The 20,343-nt window shown below is 45.6% G+C and carries 15 protein-coding genes and 6 pseudogenes; 7 read left to right on the forward strand and 14 right to left on the reverse strand.

The window, feature by feature from the left end; all coding sequences use genetic code 11:
- Positions 1-31 precede the first annotated feature (31 nt).
- The gene (locus JCM16159_RS00795; protein ID WP_243665460.1) at positions 32-1,357 is read left to right on the forward strand and encodes an MFS transporter; all 1,326 of its coding nucleotides are present in this window, start codon (positions 32-34) and stop codon (positions 1,355-1,357) included.
- A gap of 7 nt (positions 1,358-1,364) precedes the next feature.
- Here the strand turns inward: JCM16159_RS00795 and JCM16159_RS00800 are convergent, their stop codons facing one another.
- Both JCM16159_RS00800 and JCM16159_RS13210 read right to left on the reverse strand, forming a co-directional pair.
- Complete coding sequence (locus tag JCM16159_RS00800; protein WP_243665461.1) at positions 1,365-2,138, reverse strand: ATP-binding protein; 774 nt, start codon at positions 2,136-2,138, stop codon at positions 1,365-1,367.
- Positions 2,139-2,224: 86 nt separating this feature from the next.
- Positions 2,225-2,443 (reverse strand): hypothetical protein, encoded by a 219-nt coding sequence (locus JCM16159_RS13210; protein WP_243665462.1) that lies wholly within the window; start codon positions 2,441-2,443, stop codon positions 2,225-2,227.
- Positions 2,444-2,532: 89 nt separating this feature from the next.
- Between JCM16159_RS13210 and JCM16159_RS00805 the strand changes: the two genes are divergently transcribed.
- Together JCM16159_RS00805 and JCM16159_RS00810 are read left to right on the forward strand one after the other, a co-directional pair.
- On the forward strand, positions 2,533-3,090 hold the full coding sequence (locus JCM16159_RS00805; RefSeq protein WP_054856625.1) for an ADP-ribose-binding protein: 558 nt from the start codon (positions 2,533-2,535) through the stop codon (positions 3,088-3,090).
- 314 nt (positions 3,091-3,404) lie between these two features.
- On the forward strand, positions 3,405-3,773 hold the full coding sequence (locus JCM16159_RS00810) for a hypothetical protein (protein ID WP_243665463.1): 369 nt from the start codon (positions 3,405-3,407) through the stop codon (positions 3,771-3,773).
- Positions 3,774-3,806: 33 nt separating this feature from the next.
- Here the strand turns inward: JCM16159_RS00810 and JCM16159_RS00815 are convergent, their stop codons facing one another.
- From JCM16159_RS00815 to JCM16159_RS00845, 7 genes and pseudogenes are all read right to left on the reverse strand, one after another.
- On the reverse strand, positions 3,807-4,223 hold the full coding sequence (locus tag JCM16159_RS00815; protein WP_054856626.1) for a 30S ribosomal protein S12: 417 nt from the start codon (positions 4,221-4,223) through the stop codon (positions 3,807-3,809).
- Between the two features lie 72 nt (positions 4,224-4,295).
- The gene (locus tag JCM16159_RS00820) at positions 4,296-4,748 is read right to left on the reverse strand and encodes a NusA-like transcription termination signal-binding factor (protein ID WP_054853275.1); all 453 of its coding nucleotides are present in this window, start codon (positions 4,746-4,748) and stop codon (positions 4,296-4,298) included.
- A gap of 5 nt (positions 4,749-4,753) precedes the next feature.
- On the reverse strand, positions 4,754-5,065 hold the full coding sequence (locus JCM16159_RS00825) for a 50S ribosomal protein L30e (protein ID WP_054856627.1): 312 nt from the start codon (positions 5,063-5,065) through the stop codon (positions 4,754-4,756).
- Between the two features lie 62 nt (positions 5,066-5,127).
- Positions 5,128-6,278 (reverse strand): annotated as a pseudogene (gene rpoA2 / locus JCM16159_RS00830) (DNA-directed RNA polymerase subunit A'').
- A 23-nt stretch (positions 6,279-6,301) separates the two neighbouring features.
- A pseudogene (gene rpoA1, locus JCM16159_RS00835) lies at positions 6,302-8,973 on the reverse strand (DNA-directed RNA polymerase subunit A').
- 39 nt (positions 8,974-9,012) lie between these two features.
- Positions 9,013-12,397, reverse strand: a pseudogene (locus JCM16159_RS00840) (DNA-directed RNA polymerase subunit B).
- Between the two features lie 157 nt (positions 12,398-12,554).
- A pseudogene (locus JCM16159_RS00845) lies at positions 12,555-12,826 on the reverse strand (DNA-directed RNA polymerase subunit H).
- A 129-nt stretch (positions 12,827-12,955) separates the two neighbouring features.
- Here JCM16159_RS00845 and JCM16159_RS00850 point away from each other — a divergent pair.
- Positions 12,956-14,221, forward strand: coding sequence for an arginine--tRNA ligase (locus JCM16159_RS00850; RefSeq protein WP_367834185.1), 1,266 nt, complete (start codon positions 12,956-12,958; stop codon positions 14,219-14,221).
- Positions 14,222-14,250: 29 nt separating this feature from the next.
- A complete protein-coding gene (argS, locus tag JCM16159_RS13215; RefSeq protein ID WP_367834186.1) occupies positions 14,251-14,853 on the forward strand; it encodes an arginine--tRNA ligase in 603 nt (200 codons plus the stop codon).
- A gap of 7 nt (positions 14,854-14,860) precedes the next feature.
- On the opposite strand, the gene JCM16159_RS00855 is transcribed toward argS, so the two are convergent.
- The 5 genes and pseudogenes from JCM16159_RS00855 to JCM16159_RS00870 all read right to left on the reverse strand — a co-directional run bounded on the left by JCM16159_RS00855 (position 14,861) and on the right by JCM16159_RS00870 (position 18,594).
- Positions 14,861-16,078, reverse strand: coding sequence for a redox-regulated ATPase YchF (locus tag JCM16159_RS00855; RefSeq protein ID WP_243665464.1), 1,218 nt, complete (start codon positions 16,076-16,078; stop codon positions 14,861-14,863).
- Positions 16,079-16,131: 53 nt separating this feature from the next.
- Positions 16,132-16,770: a mechanosensitive ion channel domain-containing protein gene (locus tag JCM16159_RS00860; protein WP_054856715.1), complete on the reverse strand. Its 639-nt coding sequence runs from the start codon at positions 16,768-16,770 to the stop codon at positions 16,132-16,134.
- 125 nt (positions 16,771-16,895) lie between these two features.
- Complete coding sequence (locus tag JCM16159_RS18155) at positions 16,896-17,180, reverse strand: thiamine phosphate synthase (RefSeq protein WP_367834187.1); 285 nt, start codon at positions 17,178-17,180, stop codon at positions 16,896-16,898.
- A complete protein-coding gene (locus tag JCM16159_RS18160) occupies positions 17,149-17,511 on the reverse strand; it encodes a thiamine phosphate synthase (RefSeq protein ID WP_367834188.1) in 363 nt (120 codons plus the stop codon). The genes JCM16159_RS18155 and JCM16159_RS18160 overlap by 32 nt, the downstream gene beginning before the upstream one ends.
- A gap of 137 nt (positions 17,512-17,648) precedes the next feature.
- Positions 17,649-18,594 (reverse strand): annotated as a pseudogene (locus tag JCM16159_RS00870) (aldo/keto reductase).
- Positions 18,595-18,714: 120 nt separating this feature from the next.
- Between JCM16159_RS00870 and cutA the strand changes: the two are divergent.
- Entirely contained in the window at positions 18,715-19,044 is a 330-nt protein-coding gene (cutA, locus tag JCM16159_RS00875) for a divalent-cation tolerance protein CutA (RefSeq protein WP_054856629.1), read from the forward strand.
- A gap of 47 nt (positions 19,045-19,091) precedes the next feature.
- A pseudogene (locus JCM16159_RS00880) lies at positions 19,092-20,335 on the forward strand (2,3-bisphosphoglycerate-independent phosphoglycerate mutase).
- Positions 20,336-20,343 lie beyond the last annotated feature (8 nt).

Raw genomic sequence — 20,343 nt, forward strand, 5'->3', positions numbered from 1 at the left:
TGATTAATTTATGTGCATTACGCGCCTGTTAGTGGTTCATTACCCGTTTCATGAATTCTCGCTAGACGCGATTGGTTTAAAAAGCATTAGGGTAGCCCTAACGCTAATGATACAGGGAGAAAGAAGCAAAGATAGGGCAACAATACTTGGATTAACATCAATAGGGCACTTCATTAATGATGGAAACATGTGGCTAATACCCGGAATAATACTTCCTGTCCTAAATCAAATGGGCGTTAACTATGCAATAATTGGATTATTATCAGCACTCTATGCCGCAGTATCAGCAATAGCGAGTCCATTGGTACCCCTTAGCATTAAGTGGCTTGGTGGCCACATGAGGGCCATGGCATTAGGCATGTTCCTATGGGCATTCGCCATCGGGCTATCAGCAATAGGCTTCTTGACACATAATCTATACCTCGTGTATATAGGCGTTGTTATAGCCGGTGTAGGCGCCGCCTACTATCACCCAATAGGTAGTGCATTATTATCGGCCACCTATGGTGGAACCGCCGGCTCTGCCCTGGGCATAAACGGCGCATTTGGGAGTCTTGGTAGGACGCTATACCCATTAATTGGGTCAATACTTGTGTTTGCAGGTACTGTAAGTGCCGTTTATAACTTATGGCTACTCGCCCTGACAACCTTTATTGTGGGTCTCGTAGTATTATTATATGGTATTTACAAATTCGATATTAAGGCTTACGAAAGAAAGGACGGCGGGAGAGACCCACCTAGTAATTCCAGGGCCCTTAAGGCATCAATAATGCTAATAATATTACTATTCTTAATAACATTGCTTAGGAATACCGCTGGGCAGGGTATACAGACATTCCTTGGCATATACATAAATAAGGTGCTTGGCATAAAACTTAGTATAACCTACGGTGAGGTCCTATCGATATTGCTTGCCTCAGCTATAGTAGGTCAGCCAATACTCGGCTGGTTAAGTGATAGGGTTGGTAGGAGGTTCATGGCCTCCTTCTCAACATTCGCCTTTGCCATACTATTCATAGCCTTCATATACACGGGAAACCTAATCTTCGCATTCTTCGCCATACTCTTCGTACTCAGTAACTTCCCATTGATAATGGCCGTACTTGGAGACTTATTCCCGAGGGAACAGGTTAGTTGGGCGACGTCTATTGTCTGGAATGGCGCGGTTACAGGCGGTAATGTTCTTGGCTCATTAATAACAGGATTGCTCGCGCAGTATTACGTGCCCATTTATGGCGAGATCGGCGCCCTAGAACACGCCCTGCTAATAGTGCTTGTACTGGCATTTATATCAGGTGCTTTATGGGTTGCTGTACCCAAGCCGCCGAAGCGTACCAAGGTACCTCTATTTGGGTGAATGGCATTTAAAATGCCCTAGCTATCAATGGGTCACTTGGCTTATAGATGTCACCATCCTTAACCAGAAATGATGAATCCACTAGGTTTTGTATCAACTCTGTTACTTTCTTATCATCAATGCGATAACCCTCCCTAGCCTCCAGCATTCTCTTGACATCGCTCCACCTACATCCATTCTTGCATAGGCTCATTATGACGCAATAACGTTCCCTAGCCTCCTCCCTACCCTTCAGGAAGTTTTCAAATTCCTGCTTAACAAGTTGTACTGCATACTCCAGCGTCCTCTTTATCGCCTCCTCATGATTGCCGAATTGCAGGTAATTAAAGCCGTAGTACGTTAACCAACCAGGTATACCACCCAGCTCATTATATGCACTTTCAAGTATGTTATTACTTACGGAAATACCGACCTCCCTAAACCCGGTCTTAAGAAACTCAATTGATTGCTCTTTTGTAAATGGATTTACGCGAACCTCAAACATTGCTCTTCCAAACAATGGCGAACTTGGATCCTTAAGTCTTAAAAACCTATAAACCATGCCGATTTGAGACCCAGTAAATATGAAGCTCAATTTAAGATTATCGTATGCATAGGCAAGCGGATACAGTATATTAAACCCCTTCAGCTTCCTAAGCTCCTGGGACTCATCAAACACGATTATAACCCTACGGCCTTCACGCTCACTAATGCTGGACAACCTATCAAATAAATCAGCAAGCTCAACTCTATCTTTACCCCAACTTAATCTAATCTCAAACCCAGACCCTGAAATAATCACCCCACGAATTCCACGCAGTAATTCCCTCAGGAATTTCGGCCAAGTATTTAATGCCCTCTCAAATTCGTTTAATAGATGTTTATAGGTTATGTATGCATGGCCTCATACTTCCTCAGGTCAAGGTATATCCATATTACGTCTTTCTCCTCACTCATAAGCACCTTAACTAATGACGACTTACCACTCCTCCTTATACCAAGCAATAAAGTAACCGGATAATCAAGCCCAGTCCTGAGCTTGTTCAATTCATCATCTCTATCAAACAAATCCTCTCTTCTTTCCTTAGGCTTTGGATCAAAGAGCACTGGCTACCTACAGTAACTGGGTAGGTAGCCAGTTATAAAGTTTACACTTTAATGCATATAAGGATGCCTTATTAAGTTAAATATTGTATATGCCCAGCTTCAGATTTCCCAATGGAGTCACTGTGGAGTTAACTAAGGGCGATATAACAGAAATTGAGGCTGACGCCATTGTTAATGCCGCTAATTCATATCTTGAACACGGTGGTGGTGTTGCCGGAGCCATTGTTAGGAGGGGTGGTTGGGTTATTCAGGAGGAGTCCAGGGAGTGGGTTAGGAAGCATGGTCCTGTCCCGGTTGGTGGTGTTGCCGTTACCGGTGCGGGTAAGTTAAAGGCTAAATACGTGATTCACGCCGTTGGACCTAGATGCGGTGTTGAGCCCATTGAGAAGCTTGATGATGCAGTCACAAACTCGCTTAGGAAGGCTGAGGAATTGAGATTAACTAGCATAGCCTTCCCTGCAATTAGTACCGGTATATTCGGGTGCCCATATGAGGATGCGGCAAGGATAATGGCGCAGGCAATTAAGAGAGAGGCATCGGACCTTAGGAGTGTGAGGAGGATAATTATTTGCCTTTATGGTGATGAGGCATTCAACGTATTCGATAGAGTATTTAGTGACGAGTTAAGGGAGTATAAGGCGGGTTGAGTTGCCATCAGTAAGGGGTGATGTCATCAATTTGTCAGGCCGGAAACCTTTACATCACTTTAAATTATGTCTAGCATAATCTTCTTTAAATACTTATGTCGCGCAACTTTTATTAAATGGCGATCAATTTCTCTTTTTAATATGAAGACCTGGCTATTAATAGCACTGGCCTTCCTCGCAGGACTCAGCGGCATGGCTGTTGCCGCAAACATGAATGGCGTACTCGCTACCTAAGCTATCACCTAATCCTACCACCACCTCCTACGTACAGTACCGTTGCTGCCCACATAAACCTCGGTAACCTAACACCAGGAATGAGCGGCACCGCTAAGGCCATGGCATATCTATACGTTAACTCCTCGGGATACTTCAAGATTGAACTTCACCATGAAGGCTTGGATGACGTCTTTAGTAATTTCACAGTTGTTGTAGCCATTGGTAATCAGACATTAATTCTCAATCTACATAGGGATGAGTATACCGTGTACTTAACACCAGGTAATTACACAGTATCAATAACCGTTTACTACACGGTTAAGCCCAACCCCAAGGGACCACCCAATGTTGCTCACAAACCATTAATAACTATAAAGCCCGTTGGTGAGCATGAAGAGAAAAACGAAGGTAATTACACAGGATCTATCAATCAAGGTAATGATAATAATCAAGAATCTGAGGACTAAGTTAAATATATAAAAATCCATAAATCTATTAAATTACCTAACGGGTTTCTGCTTCTTACCCTGTAAAATCGCCTTTAGGCTAACGCCATTAACCATTATAACCCTAAACCTAACGCCGGGTAGGTCTCCATAAGCCCTACCCTCAGGGCCGCCTATCCTCTCGATTATAACCTCATCATGCTCATTTATTATGTTTAAGCCGCCGTCCCACGGCACGAATGCCGTGACCACCTTACCATTCTTAGTTATTTGGACCCTGACGCATTTCCTCACGGCAGCGTTTGGTTTTCTTGCCTCAACACCGACCTTCTCAAGGACTATTCCCCTTGCCATTGGCGCGCCCTCGAGTGGGTCGAATTTCTTGGCTATACCAAGAGCCCTCCTTTTATAATATGTATCACTCCACCTAAACCTCTTCCTCCTCTCCTTCAATCCCCTTGCTGCGAACATGCCAAGTGGTGATTTTTTTACCGGGCATTGCTATCACCGTTGATTTAAGTGCTTATTTACTTTTTCCTCACGTCACTGGCTTTGTTCCGGTGATACTATTTTTACTCTGTCAATGTCGAAGTAACGCTTAGCCAGTAGTTTGGCCCTGTTTATGTTTCGTCCCTGTTTACCTATTGCTATTGCCTTGTCTTCATTATGTACTGTGGCTATGGCAATGCTGCCATTGTTTGGTAACTTGGTTATCTTCACTGAAATAACCCTTGCTGGATATAGGCTGTTCTTAATTAGTTCCTCAGGTGTTTCTCCGTATTCGACTACCTCGACATCCTTACCCGTTAATTCCTTTAGCTTCCTAATGTTAATACCATTTTTACCGACGGCAAGCGGCGCAAAATTCTTATCAACAATGAATATTATCCTATTATACTGAGAATCAATTACCGTATCCCTCGGCGTTATCCCAGTTATCTTTTCAAACAATGCCACGTACCTGATTTCCTCTTCTGTTAATCTAATGCTTGGCATTATGATCACCCGGTACGTTGTGCTGCTAAAGTCAATATATTGCTTTCTCCTGGGTCAATTATGGCTATTGTTGAGATCTTGAAGGGCTTTCTAACAGCTGCGCCAAGGTCCCAGCTTGATCCCTGAAACACATATACTGGCACATTTGAGATCTTTGCATAATGCTGCACTGTATTCATAACGTCAGCGGGCGCATTTGACGCTATTATTACTAGTTTCGCCGATCCATCAATTACTGCCTTAAGTGATTCCCTATAACCAAGGGTCACCTTACCTGTGTTCAACGCTACCTGTAGTTCTCGTGAAATATCAATCATTCAAGACAGCCCTGAAAAAAACCCTATTTAAACCTAATGCCAACGATAAGTGAGATAATATTTTACTCAAACTCCATTAGTAACTGAACAATGCCGGTGCCAATGGGTATGTACTTACCGGCGAGTACGCTCTCAACAACGCCCCTGAAGTTCTCAGGCTCACCCTTAATCGATGCCTCAACTAGGTTCTTAACCGTAACCTCAAAGGCAGCCCTGGCCAGCGGGCTCTCCTTCTCACCCACAACACCATGCCTACCAACCTGCCTGACCCTGCCTGTCCAAGTCATTACGTCGGAAACAAGCATTAAGTGCCTAATGTCCGTATCCAGACCTTGTTGATCAAGGACCTTCTTTAACTCCCTCATTATGACGGTCCTGGCGGCCTCTATGCCAGTACCTCCGCGACCTCATGAATATCATTAGTTATTGTCCTCCTATAATCAACACCGTCTATCGTGAGGACAGCCTCCAGGTTTGTGCCCTCAGTCTCTATTATCCACTCACCATCCTTATACCTAACCAACGTCTTCTTAACATTCTTAATGCCCGCTAGTCTCGTCTGCATTACCTTATCCCTAATTCTCCTGAGCTTTATTATGTCGGCCTCCTCCAACGTAATCCTAATGACATTACCCTCAATCTCCACCTGGGCACCTTTACCCTTGATCCTCTCAACAACCTTCCTAACATCCTCCATACTCAAGCCCCTCTGCTTGAGTTCGTTCTCGTCAATCTCAATGATTATTTGCGAATTTATGTAATCAACCTCTACACTCTTTGTTACATTTTCTATTGTTGTTAACTGAATCTTGTAGGCAACTTCCTGAGCCTTGTTTGGGTCCTTCCCATGTTCCTCGTCTAGGTATATGGTCATCATAGGTACTGAGGGCTTCCTCCTGGCGTCAACAAGCTCTATCATCCTTGGTAGACCAAGTGCCATTGAGAATTCCCTAAGGCCTGCGAAGTGGAACGATCTTAGTATCATTTGGGTGCTTGGTTCGCCAACTGACTGCGCCGTAACAATGCCTATTGCTTCCCCAGGGTCAACAAGCATTTTATAATATTCATTAACCAATATCCTTATTAAATTCGCCAATTGTTCCCTAGTGATTTCCACATTCGACAACTTACTCTTTAATTCATTAATGATCCTTGGAGGTAATATATTAGCTAACTGCGCCAGTAAGTTGCTTATTTCCTCCTGGGAGACCACGTTCTTTACCTCGGACATCCCCATCACCTACTTATACCCGCCCTCCTAAATATCTCATCTAAATTAAGCCTTCCGTGATCACTCTTGCTAACGTCAATGCCATCCTCAGCATACTTAGTCTGTATTATGGAGCCTGAGGCATTCCTAACCGTCCCATCATAAGCAACGTAAATATCCTGCAACGCATTAATGAGCCTCCTCTGCATGTAACCGCTTTGGGCAGTCCTTACGGCAGTGTCTACTAGGCCATCCCTACCGCCGGCTGCGTGAAAGAAGAACTCGAGCGGTGTTAGGCCAACCTTGAAGTTATTCCTAACAAATCCCTTTGCCGTTGGACCCAGGTCACCAGGCTCAAAGTGCGCCGTGGTTCTTTCAGCAAAACCCCTCTTTAAGCGTTCACCCCTTATTGTCTGCTGGCCTATCATTGCAACCATCTGTGTTATATTAACGATGCTACCTCTGGCACCTGTCTTAGCCATTATGTAGGCTTCGCCGTCCTTATTGATGTACTTCTCCGCAACACGGGCCGCAGCCTCCCTTACGCGGCTTAATTCAATTGTTACGTCATTCTCCAGGGTCTCATCAATTGTATAACCCGGCTCAGCCTCAAGTTTTCCCTCTCTATACTTTTGTATATAGTCAAGGACCTTCCTCTCACTCTCCTCATAGAGCTTCTCAAGCTCCCTATAGCTCTCGGGTGGCATCTCCAGTGAATCAATACCCATCGAGAATCCCCTAAGGTCCAGGAACCGGAGTAATGCCCTTAGTATCGAGTCAACCCACCTCCTTGCGTAGTCATTGCCGTACCTCTTAACTATCACGTGCCATAGCGAGTCAACCTGCTCAGCACCTATGGACTTCTTATCAAGGACCCCAGTGGCCATGTAACCATTAACAATTAATATGTACTCATCAGTGTAGCAGTTATATGGGTCCTTGCAACTCTCCTTAATTGCCGTTGGCTGAACCCAGTTTAGGTCCTTGGGTAGGAGCATTGATATTACCTGCTTACCAGTCCAAAGTTCCTTCGGATGCATTATGGCTGGTTCATCTATTTCACCGTCATAATTAGCCGCGGCCAGTATGTACATGAGCAATTCCCTGTTTATGAATGTGTCCTTCCTAGTCAGTAGGTAGCCGCCGGTTATGTAGTCCTGCCTAGCGCCTATTATTGGTCCGCCGTACCTAGGCGTTATTATGTGGTTCTGAACAAGCATTAACGTCTTTGCCTCTGCCCTGGCCTCCTCATTCTGAGGCACGTGTAGGTTCATCTCATCCCCATCAAAGTCCGCGTTATACGGCGGACAAACAGCAAGGTGCAGCCTGAAGGTTCTGCCCGGTAATACCCTCACTATGTGGCCCATCATAGACATCCTATGAAGACTTGGCTGCCTGTTGAATAGTACTATGTCACCATTTATTAAGTGTCTCTCGATTACGAATCCAGGGGCTAACTTATTGGCTAGTTCACGCCTATCCCTGAAGTACCTAAGGTCGACCCTCCTACCATCTGGGTAAATCACATAATTAGCGCCAGGCCAGACCTCCGGTCCATTGAGCACCAATTGCCTGGCTAATTCTAGGTTCCACTCAGTGACTGTCATGGGCACCGTTAATACCTTTGCCACGTCAATTGGCACACCAACCTCATTAATGCTTAGGTTGGGGTCCGGACTAATTACAGTCCTTGACGAGAAGTCAACCCTCTTACCTGATAGGCTTCCCCTGAACCTACCCTCCTTACCCTTAAGTCTCTGGGCTAGGGTCTTTAGAGGCCTACCACTCCTGTGTTTAACGGGTGGCAGGTTTGGTAGCTCATTGTTGAAGTAAGTGGCCACATGATACTGAAGTAAGTCCCATAGCTGATCAACAACACTGCTTGGTGCTCCTGATTCAACGGCCGTCCTAAGCTTCTCATTAACCCTAACAATATCGACAAGCTTATGTGTTAGGTCATCCTCACTCCTCTGCCCAGTCTCCAGCTGTATTGAGGGCCTAACTTGCGGTGGCGGTACTGGCAACACGGTTAAAACGGCCCACTCAGCCTTGCAAGCTTCGGATCCCAGCCCAATAACTCCAGGTCACTATCCGGAATCTTCTCAAGCCTCTCCCTAATCTTCATTGGTCCAGCTTCTCCAAGACACCATTCTCCTTCTCCTCATAGAACGTATACGGTCTCTCAAACCTAACCCTGTACTGCTTAGCACGCAGTGTGGGCATACGGTCCTCTCCATGGCCTTCTTCCTAATCCTCTCAATAAGCCTATCCGCAAGCAATTTCCACCTGGCCCTTAACTTAGTCAATCTCTTGCTATACTTCTCAATTTCCTCATCCGTAAGTAATATTCTACCACATTCCCTACACGTTGTCCTGAGCAGATCATGTATATACTTGGCATACTCAACATGTATTACCGGCCTTGCAAGCTCTATCCTACCGAAATGCCCAGGGCACTTATCGGTGGATTGCCACAGGTCTCGCATCTGGCACCAGGCTCAACGACGCCTAATCTCCTGTCCATTAATCCACCAACCATTGGCCTACCTGCCTCATCGTAGGTCTCCGATGTCGTTATCTCCATGACCGACATCGACCTTATAACGTCTGGTGAAAGGATAGAGAACTTAATGGCCTTTATGGTCTTTAGAGGTATCTCCTCTTCCCTAATGGAGATCTTCTCTGTCTGTGTCGCCATTACTCATCACCCCCTTGACAGACCATTAAATAAACCTTATCAGGCCCTCCTTTCCTCAATTAAATCACCCGCCTCAATTCTTGGGTAAATACCAAGGCTCATTAACTCCTGAAGCAACAACTTAAATGCGTATGGCACAACAACCCTCACAATCCTACCCTTATCACCATGTATTGGACAGACAGGTTTACCCTTATTGGAGTCGTACCAAGCAATCATTCCACAATCCTCACAGACATACATAACGTACTTATCACTGGACTCAACAAGTCTCTCCCTAAGTAGGCAGCCGCGCCATGAGCTATCAACACGTCCCTCTCCATCTCACCAAGCCTGAGACCACCCTCCCTAGACCTACCCTCCGTTGGTTGCCTAGTCAATATCTGTACGGGACCCCTCGCCCTGGCATGTATCTTGTCAGCAACCATATGATGAAGCTTCTGGTAATAAACAACGCCAATGAATACGTCAGCCTCGAGCCTCCTCCCCATTAACCCACTATACATTACCTCCTTACCATCCCACCTAAAGCCGGACCTAATGAGCAAGTCCCTGAGCTCCTCCTCAGTTACGCCTTCAAACGGCGTCGCATCAATCATCACGCCCCTCAATGCTGCGACCTTACCTGCCATGGACTCGAGTAATTGACCAACGGTCATTCTACTCGGTAATGCATGTGGGTTAACGATTATGTCCGGTGTTATTCCGTCCTCCGTGAATGGCATGTCCTGCATTGGTATCATCATACCCATGACGCCCTTCTGCCCATGCCTACTGGCGAACTTATCACCAAGCTCCGGCACCCTCAACTCCCTGACCTTGACCTTAACAAGTTTATAACCCTCATTTGTCTCTGTGACCACGACGTTATCAACGATTCCCTTCTCACCACGTCTAACAGTTATTGAGGAATCCCTCCTCGCACTAGATACAACGGCTTCGGTATAAACACCATAAAACCTGGGCGGCGATGTCTTACCTATGAGAACCTCACCACCTGATACGAATACCTCGGGGGATACGATACCATCTCGTCCAGGTGCGCATAGGCCTCAGGCCCCTTGTAACCCCTGACCTCGGCCGATGGTATCTCTATCCTATCCTCCTCACCGCCGGGGTACCTCATTTGCTCTGTCTCGTACGTCCTAAAGAACACGCTCCTGAACATTCCCCTCTCAATAGTTGACTTGTTTAGTATTACGGCATCCTCCATGTTATAACCGGTATATGTCAATAATGCAACAATGGCATTTTGACCAGCCGGTCTCTCTAAGTAACCATTGAGTTCTATACCCCTCGTTATAACCAATGGTTTTTCAGGATAAATAAGTAGGTGACCCCTACTGTCCATCCTAAATCTATAATTGGCTGCTGGGAATCCGAGGCTTTGCTTTGCCATTGCGGCCTCGTATATGTTCCTAGGTGATTGATTATGCTCTGCGTATGGTATTATAGACGCAACGGCGCCTATCATGACGGACGGTATAATCTCCATATGCGTGTACTTGCTCATGTCCTCCTCAGGATTAATGGCGACAAGGGCATTCTCCTCCTCATCACCATCAAGGTACTCAATAATGCCATTACTAATTAAGTCACTCCATGTCCACTCACCCTTCCTCAGCCTCTCAATGTGCTCAGGCCTTAGCTTTAGCTTCCCATTCTCAATAATTATCAATGGCCTCCTTAACCTACCACCATCACAATTAATCCTCACTTCATCCAAGTACTTGTCCCTAATCCTTGCAATATTAATTTCATGACTTATCTGACCCCTCCTCCTCATTTCCCTAATCGTACTCACAAGCTTGTCGGGATCGGTGTGAATACCTATTAACCTACCATTCAGGTAAACCTCAGTGCCCTTAACGCCCTCCTTCCTAGCCTTCAGTATCGGGACAACACCGAGGCCATAAAGCATCTTCTCTACCTCCTCCTCATTAACGCCAACTGTTATTGTGGAGAGTAGGGCTAGGTTCTTCACCAAACCGCAGTTTTGACCCTCCGGTGTCTCAATGGCGCAAAGCCTACCCCACTGGGTTGGGTGCAGGTCTCTTGCCTCAAAGTGGGGCTGTGTCCTGCTTAGGTTGGATACGACCCTCCTTAGATGACTCAATGTTGATAGTATGTTAGTTCTATCAAGCATCTGTGAGACCCCGGTCCTACCGCCTATCCAGTTACCCGTGGCCAATGCATGCCTAACTCTCTCGGTTATTATGTCAGCCCTTACAAGAGTAACCAAGCTCGGTATCTTACCCCTCGAGTAATGCCTCTCCAATTGTTGCCTAATGTCCTGGAGCACCTGCTTAAATACGGCCCTGAACAACTGAGTCATCAAGTCACCAACGAGCCTAACCCTCTTGTTGGCTATGTGGTCCTTATCATCAGGCTGCCTACGTCCAAGGTACATCTCAATGACCCCCTTAACCATCTGCCCAACCATCAATGCCTTCTTCAACCTAGCATCCTCGGTAGTGCCTAGGTGAGGGAGGAAGTACCTATCGAGCACTTGCTTCGCCCTCTCAATCCTAACCTCCCTGGGCTGCCCAATGGCCACCTTACTGCCTATGAAGTCCAATGCGTCATCAACGGTGCTGGCTATCTGTACGGAGAACTGTAGTGATGGTAATAACTCATTCTGTATATCGGCATCATCACTCACCGCAAGCACTATGTCCTCGTCCGTCTCTAGGCCAAGCGCCTCATCACTATTGGGAATGGTATCCTAGTGGCTATTGCCGGAAACGTCACGTATATAATACCGTCCCTGTGCCTCTCGACCGTGACCGTGGTCTTATAACCGGCGCCAATTGATATTACCTTAGCCACATGCGTAATGCTGGCCTTGTCACCCTTATCGTAAAACGGCTTATTCGGGGCTAGATCCTCCTGGGAAACAATGACCCTTTCACTACCATTAATTATGAAGTAACCACCCGGGTCATCAGGTCCTCAAGCTTACTTATTAGCTCTTGCTGCTTAAGACCGTATAGGTTGCAAAACTTTGACCTTACCATTATTGGTAAGTCACCTATGTAGACCTTCTGTCTATCAACCTCCTCATCATTCACGTAAAGCACCATTGTTAGGTAAAGCGGCGCCGCGTAGGTCAGGTTCCTAAGCCTGGCTCCATTGGATATAGGATATGCTCGCTGGCGTCTGCCTCCCTAACCCTTGGCTTACCAACCTCAATCCTCTCAAGCTTTATGTAGAGGCCCTTAACCTCAGTCTCAATTATGTTATTCTCATTAACTATCTCCTGCAGCTTCTTCTCCACAAAGTCATTGAATGAATCAATCTGATGCCTAACGAGGCCGCCCTCCCTAATAAATGCCCTTACCAACTCCCACCTATCGTCTGATGATGGGAATGCCGTGTAAGCCCTCTTAGACCTAAGTATCGGTATTGACACGGAATCCACCATCTTACCACGATCAACATTAGGATTATCTATCGGCATGATTAATCACCCCATGCTTAAATTAATATTTAAACTCTTTTTTTCCAGAACAATAATCCATAAACCGAACAGCCATGGCTCCTACTAATCTATAAAGAACTTATTTATATTGCTTTGTATATTAGCCTGGAACCACGAACCTATACGTGACGAACTCCCCGGCCGTGTCTGACTTCCTAATTATCCTAATTACATTACCAGGCTTGGCGCCTATGGCCCTAGCCAATGGGTCGCTCGCCTAATCCATGGAAGTTGAAACACCTTAGCATTCAATTGCTTGAGTATTTCCTTAACCTCCTCCTTGGGCACTATCTCAGCCTTAGGCATGTACTCATGCTCAAGAATCCTCCTAAAGCGCTCCTCAGTCTTCCTCCTCCTACCCCCCGAACTCACGGTGATATATGGATCATAAGGTTATATAAGCCTTACACCAATGGCCAAGCAATGACACTAAAACATTTAATATATGTGAGAGTAACAACACTCTTGAATGAATAATCCTATGATGAAGTAATTAGGGAGGTGCAGAGACTTCTTGAGCTTCTAAGTACGGAAATTGGTACTGACGTGACTGGGTACGTGAATAACGTGATAAGGGCACCGTCACAATATGGTTATTTAGCAATCCCAATGCATAACATCGTAAAGGAATATAGTAATATTAATGAAATAATAAATAATAAGGTAATGAATCAATTAAGGCTAATTAATAAGGCTGTATTAGTTAATGGTTATTTAAACATTGATGTTAATATGAAGAACTACACAGGCATGGTTTTGTCAGCAATTAACAACCTCGGTAATAGATACGGTCTTACTAATAAGTGTCCAGGGGGCAGTTATGTAATAGAACATACGAGTGCGAACCCCGCTAAACCCATGCATATTGGTCATGGTAGGAATGCCGTGCTCGGCGATTCACTGGCTAGGCTTTTAAGGTTCTGCGGTGCCTCCGTCAGGGTTCATTTCTACGTTAATGATTGCGGAGATCAAATGCCATACGTCGGTATTGGCTATTACGTGGCTAAGGACCTGGTATTAAGTAGGATTAATAGTGGTTGGAAACCTGATGATGTGATGGGCATCATTTACTCAGTAACATATGCGGTGAGTGAGATTAAGAGATTGAGTAAGCAAATTGAGCAATTTAAGAGCGAGGGTAAGTATGAGGATGCGAATAAACTAATTAGCGAGAGAGATGAGTGGGTTTCCGTAATCAACAACTTTATGGAAAGGGATAAGGAACTTACTGAGGGTTTACTTAAGGGATTAGGTAAGTTTGAGGATCTTCCATTAATGGTTAAGCAGTGGTCTAGAGCTTATGAGGAGGGTGATGAATTCGTTAGGAAGGTCATTAGGGAAGCAGTGGACATAGTGCTCAGGGGCTTTAGGATAACCCTTGATAGGCTCGGCATAAGCTTTGATTCGTGGGATTTCGAGAGCGAGGTTGCTGTTGATAATGGCGGGGTATCTAAGGTCATTAACGAATTACTCAGGAAGGTTCCGCAATACATGGAGAGAGATAATGGGGCTTTGGTATTTAGGGCAGATAGGTATGCACAAGACCTTGGGCTTTGGAACGAACTTAAACTACCTAGGTACATACCGAAGGCCACCCTACTCAGGAGCGACGGGACGAGCCTATACCTAACGAGAGACATCGCCTACGCCCTTTGGTTCTGGAGCAATTTTAAGTTTGATAAGTTGATAAGGGTTATTGGCTCTGAACAAGCCCACCCACAAGCTCAGCTTAGATTGGCATTACATGCATGGGTTATCATGATTTAGCCAAGAGCCTTATTCATTATTCCTATGAAATGGTTAATTTGGCTGGAATGAAGATGAGCGGTAGAAAGGGGATTTACGTATCACTTGATGAATTATTGAACGAGGCCAGGGATAGGGTTATGGAGATCGTGAAAGGCAGGTTCTCGCTTGACGAAGCCGGTAAGGTTGCCGAGGCCGTGGCAGTCGGCGCGATTAGGTACTCATTCCTCTCGGTAAGCCCGAACAAGCCTTTAACGTTCTCATGGGATAAGGTACTGAACCTGAGACAGAATAGTGGTCCATTTGTTCAGTACACATACGTTAGGACAAATGGAATACTCGAGAAAGCCGGTGAGATCCCTAGAATAACCCAGGTGCCAGACAACGTTGTTGATGAGGAGAAGGAATTAATATTACTACTCGGTGAGTATCCCGAGGTAATCGCCAAGGCTGCCCAGGAGTTAAGGCTTGAGAACATCATTGAGTACGTGAATAGGATATCCCTGGTGTTTAACAGTTATTACGAGAAGTATCCTGTACTTAATGCTGAGCCGGGTATTAGGGAGTTTAGGATAAACCTCGTGAATGCTGTGAGAACCGTACTTGGAAATGCCATGGATATACTCGGAATACCCAAACTCAGAAGAATGTAATGTCGAGTTACTTCGTTATGTAGATCCTCACGACTGCCCTATGCCAAAGCTTCGAGTTAACACCAAGCCTCTTACCGGTAATAGCATCAACACCCGTAACAGCCTTCTCAGCAATCTCGCTATGAACTTCCCTGGCCAGATCTAGAACCGTGGCACCTCTGGGTAATAATAATACGTCGGGTAACACATTGCCTTCGGTATCTGTGAACTTTTTCTCATCAGCCACTGGGTAGACCGCAATCATGCCGAGTACATCGAACACGGCAGTATTCAACGCCTTAATAACGCCAGTGCCACCCCACTTATGCATGAAGTCCCTGATCCTCTCCAGGGCATCCCTCTGGGCATTCGTTAAACTACTTGATATGATCTCAAAGTCGTCATCACCAGGTATGTACTTAATCAAATTTGCCTTAGCAGCCCTTCTCAGTGCAAGTTCGTAATCAGCACTTACGGGAATAACCCTGTACTTACTACCAACCTCCTTAACAACCCTCTTATAATTATCCTCAGCCTCAGGAATATCCATCTTATTTGCCGCGATGACCATGGGCTTACTTAACTCCCTAAGCATGGAAACGAAACCCCTAATATCATCATCACCCCACTTACTAAGTGGCTTCTTATCGAGACCCAGCTTAGTTAAGGCATCACTTATCTGCGCCTGGGTTATGCCAAGCCCACTGAACCTATCGTATAATACATCGAGCAGAGGCTTCTTCGCGTAATCCACGAGCCTAACAAGCTTATCCCAATCCTTACTGAGCATCTGAACCATCCACATGGTAACCTCATTACTAAGGAACTCAATATCAGTCAATGGATCATGAGCGCCAGGCTTAACAAGCCTACCCTCCTCATCGGTCGCACCGGCCATATCGACCACGTGAATAAGCACAGGAGCCCTCCTAAGGTGATCAAGGAATTGATTACCCAAGCCCCTACCCTGCCAAGCCCCAGGGACTAAGCCAGCAACATCGATTAACTCCACTGGTATGAACCTATTACCCTCAATGCATATGGAGTTCCTGGGATTATCCTTAACGCCCAGGTCCCTACACACGCAGGGTATCCTAACGTAGCCAATACCCACATTAGGCTCTATCGTGGTGAATGGGTAGGGTGCGATCTTAACGTCGATCATAGTTGCCGCGGCGAAGAATGTGGACTTACCAACGTTAGGCTTGCCGACGATGCCAATCTGAACATGGCTCTGTAAAGGCACGAGAAATGAAAACAATACCAATTAATAAATTTAATATTATTTATGTTGACGAATCACTTCTGCTGTTGTTGTTGCTGCTGTTGAGGCTGCTGCTTAGGCAGCAGGTATATCTTATTACCGATTATTGAATTATTCGGTATCAAGACCTTACTACCATCACTCTTGATAACCTCGGTAAATAGTATTGCCACATCATTAACAATGCCATCCTCGCCAAGCAAATTCACGTGATCATTAATCTTGAACGGCCTAGCCAATAGTAGGAATAGACCTGCCACTGCCTGCCCAAGGACCTGCTGGACAGCAAAGCCGATTACAATACCTAGAAAGCCACCGACAGCCACACCAGCAACTCCTCCACCAATTGCACCCGCGATACCAGCGACTAATGCACCAATGCCTATTAGTAGGAATACGTTTCTCATGGCCCTAGCTGTTGGGTGGTCATACCTAAACCTCATGGCCCAATAAATGACGTCGGCGAAGGCAGACACTATTAGGTAGCCAAAGGCAAGTGCAAGCAGTACATTTACGTAACCCTCATATGGTTTAACATCTATGTGAAACATTGTTGGCAGTAAATACACTATCAACCAGTGAACTACTGCGGCGACTACTACATATACGACTATGTATACCACGAGCTTAACTATGGCATTAGCATAATGTCTAGCGATCTCCTTTCTATTCATTTGTGGTGTAGTAGTTGCCACGTTTTATTTGCTAAATATCAAGTTATTAATAAAGATTTCTCGGGGTAAAATATGGCGTAGATCCTTATATACTAGTAGTTATAAAATTACGCTAATAGAAAGAACTAGGCATTTTCCCATGCCTCAACGAATGCCCTAGCCATCTTAACCGGGTCCTTTGACGCCAGTATTCCTGAAATGACGGCCGCACCCCAGGCACCAGTAGCTTTAATGGTTGGTATACTCTCAAGCGTTATACCGCCTATTGCATAGACAGGCACATTCACGGACCTCACAATGCTCCTTAGCCCATCTATACCCGTAACCCTGTAATCCGGCCTAGTTGGACTTGGAAATACCGAACCTGCGCCTATGTAGTTAGCACCAGCTCTCGCCCTGTACAGCCTCACCGACCGTACTGGCACTAGCACCAATCACTAGGCCACTAAACCTTCTCTTAATTTCATCCACGGGCGCATCGTCAAGCCCCACGTGGACCCCGTCCGCATCGCTAAGTATCGCTATGTCAACCCTATCGTCAACGATAAATACGGCCCCATACTCATTACAAAGCCTCCTAATGGCCCTGGCCTCCTCAAGCATGACCCTAATGCTACCCTCCTTACGCCTATACTGAACAATCCTAACCCCACCCTCGAGGAATGCCCTGGCTGCATCCACGTGGTTCTTTACCGTGTAACTCGTATCCGTTATTCCATATATTCCCTTAGGAAGTTTCATACAATGTTATTACCTGCGGTCCCCTTATTTTGCTTTGTTCAGTCTTCTACACATTGCCAGTGTATCTTAACCGTTAGCCTAGTTATTTTTCTAGGACTGGAAATACGTGATGAATAACTATAAATTTAATGGCTTAATCACCATGTAACATACGTTATGATTAAGGAGTTACTTGCAGCGTCGAGCTTCTTAAAGTCCTCCTCGCTTAACCTCCAACCGGCCGCACCAGCATTCTCAATGACTTGCGATGCGTTCTTGGCCCCGGGTATTGGCACAACATTGTCATGCATTATAAGCCAATTAAGCGCTATTTGGGCCGGCGTCTTGCCGTACTTACTCGCTAATTCCCTAATCACTGGTACTAACTTAGTACTTACCTCCCTAAGATTATCAGGATAGAATACCGGCTCGTTTTCCCTAAGGTCACCCCTGGCCTATTCTCCGGGCTGTACTTACCAGTGACTGCACCCTTCGCCAATGGACTCCAGGCAATTAGTGTAATCCCCTCACGTTGTAAGTAGGCAGGAGTTCCTTCTCCGCATCCCTCTCGATCAGATTATACCTGTTTTGGGAGCTGACAATGTCAGTCTTCTTAAGGCATGAGCGAGCAGCCTCAAGGAGCTGGAGCGGGTAGTTGCTAACACCAATGTACCTAATTACGCCATCATCAACCAACCTCTCCATTGCCCTCATAGTCTCGCAAATTGGTACATTATGCCAACAGGCTGGCCAATGGAGTTGAAGGAGGTCAATAACATCCACACCAAGCCTCTCCTTACTTCGTCTCGCTGCCTTGAGGACATCATCATACCTATGCCAATCACCGGGTATCTTAGTGGCAATAACAACATGATCCCTAATCCCCAACTCCCTAATTGCCCTGCCCACAATCTCCTCACTACGTCCACGCCCATAGACGGCCGCGGTGTCTATGAAATTTATACCGAGCTCAACGGACTTGGCGATAACCTCCTTGGCAATCCCATATTCGTAGGGACCCCAAACATCACCACCGAATTGCCACGCACCGAGACCTATTCTTGAAATCCTCAACCCAGTCTTGCCAAGGTTTATGTACTCCATCGAGAATGACGTTAATTATTTCGCATTTAAACATTATTACGATGTTCATTACAAATTGATTTAATTTACAATGAGGATAATGCTTTAGTAAATTATTCCTATAGATTATGGGGAGGAGTTATGGTTGAGGATAGCTACGTAATTATTCTTGTTACGGTGCCTAGCAGAGATGTCGGTGCCGAAATAGCTAGGTCGTTAATTAATAACAAACTGGCTGCATGTGTGAATATTATTGATGGGTTAAGAAGTATTTATTATTGGGAGGGGAGGGTTGAGGAGGATAATGAGGCATTACTCATTATTAAATCAAGGAGGGATAAACTTAATGAATTGATAAGATCAATAAGGGAGAGACATCCATATAAGGTCCCCGAGATCATTGCGTTACCAATAATTGGTGGTCTTGATGAGTACTTGAGGTGGATTGATGAAACGCTGAACCGAAGTTAACCCCACTTAAAGCAAATACTTTTAACGCCCTAGTACTGCTTAGTCCTATGCCTAGGGCATTACTGGTTATTTTAGACGGCTGCGCTGACCGACCAGTTAAAGAGCTTGGTGGAAAGACTCCGTTGGAATTTGCCGTTAAACCCACAATTGATAGGTTGGTTGCTGAGGGTTCCTGTGGCCTTATGGACGTAATATCGCCAGGCATTAGGCCAGGTAGTGACACGGCTCACCTGGCCATTTTTGGCTATGACCCGTACAAGTATTACCCTGGCAGAGGACCGTTTGAGGCATTGGGTGCGGGATTAACGCTTAACCCCGGAGATGTTGCCTTTAGGACGAACGTAGCCACTGTCAACAATGACTTAGTAATCGTTGATAGGAGGGTGGTAGGTACATAAATCCCGACGAGGTTAGGGAAATAGAGAATATAATCAATAACGAGGTATTGCCCGTATTAAGGAGTAAGTATGGTATTGAGGCTGTTTATAAGCAGACTGTGGAGCATAGGGGTGTCCTAGTCCTTAGAGGTAATGTATCACCGCATGTCAGCGATACTGACCCACATGCCACTGGTGTCAGGGTTTTAGAGACTAGGGCCTTGAATGATGATGCTAGGACCACGGCTAATTACATTAATGAATTCACAAAACTCGTTTATGAAAAGCTAAGCAAGGCAGAATTCAATGAGAGGAGGAGGAGGGAGGGTAAGGGCCCAATAAACATGGTCCTCCTCAGGGGTGCGGGTTCCCTGAGGAACTTTGAACCATTGAGTACTAAGTATAGGATTAAGCCAGCGATAATTGCTGGAGTCGCGTTAATTAGGGGTATTGGTAGGGCGTTGGGTATGGACGCTATTAGTGTTAATAACTACATAGGCTCTAAGGATGATGACTTCATGGCAGCATTCCAGGCAGCGGCTAGGGCCTTAAATGACCATGACTTCGTATTCGTCCATGTAAAGCCCACAGACTCGATGTCACATGATGGTGATGCCAGGGGTAAGGCGATGATCATTGAGAGGGTTGACGCTGGCATTAGGAGGTTCCTTGAGGAGGCGTCCAGCGATACCTACATATTCATAACCTGCGATCACGCAACGCCAATAACGGTTAAGGATCATACGGGTGACCCAGTACCTTTCATGGCGTGGGGGCCTGACGTTATGAGAGATGACATTACTCAATTCGGTGAGAGGGCTTGTGCTAAGGGTTTTTGGAGTAGGATTAGGGGTATCGATGTTATGAACATCATAGCTAATTACTTAGGTACGCTCGAGAAGTTCGGTGAGTAATTAAAGTT

The organism is Vulcanisaeta sp. JCM 16159 (assembly GCF_001316265.1).
Lineage (GTDB): Archaea > Thermoproteota > Thermoprotei > Thermoproteales > Thermocladiaceae > Vulcanisaeta.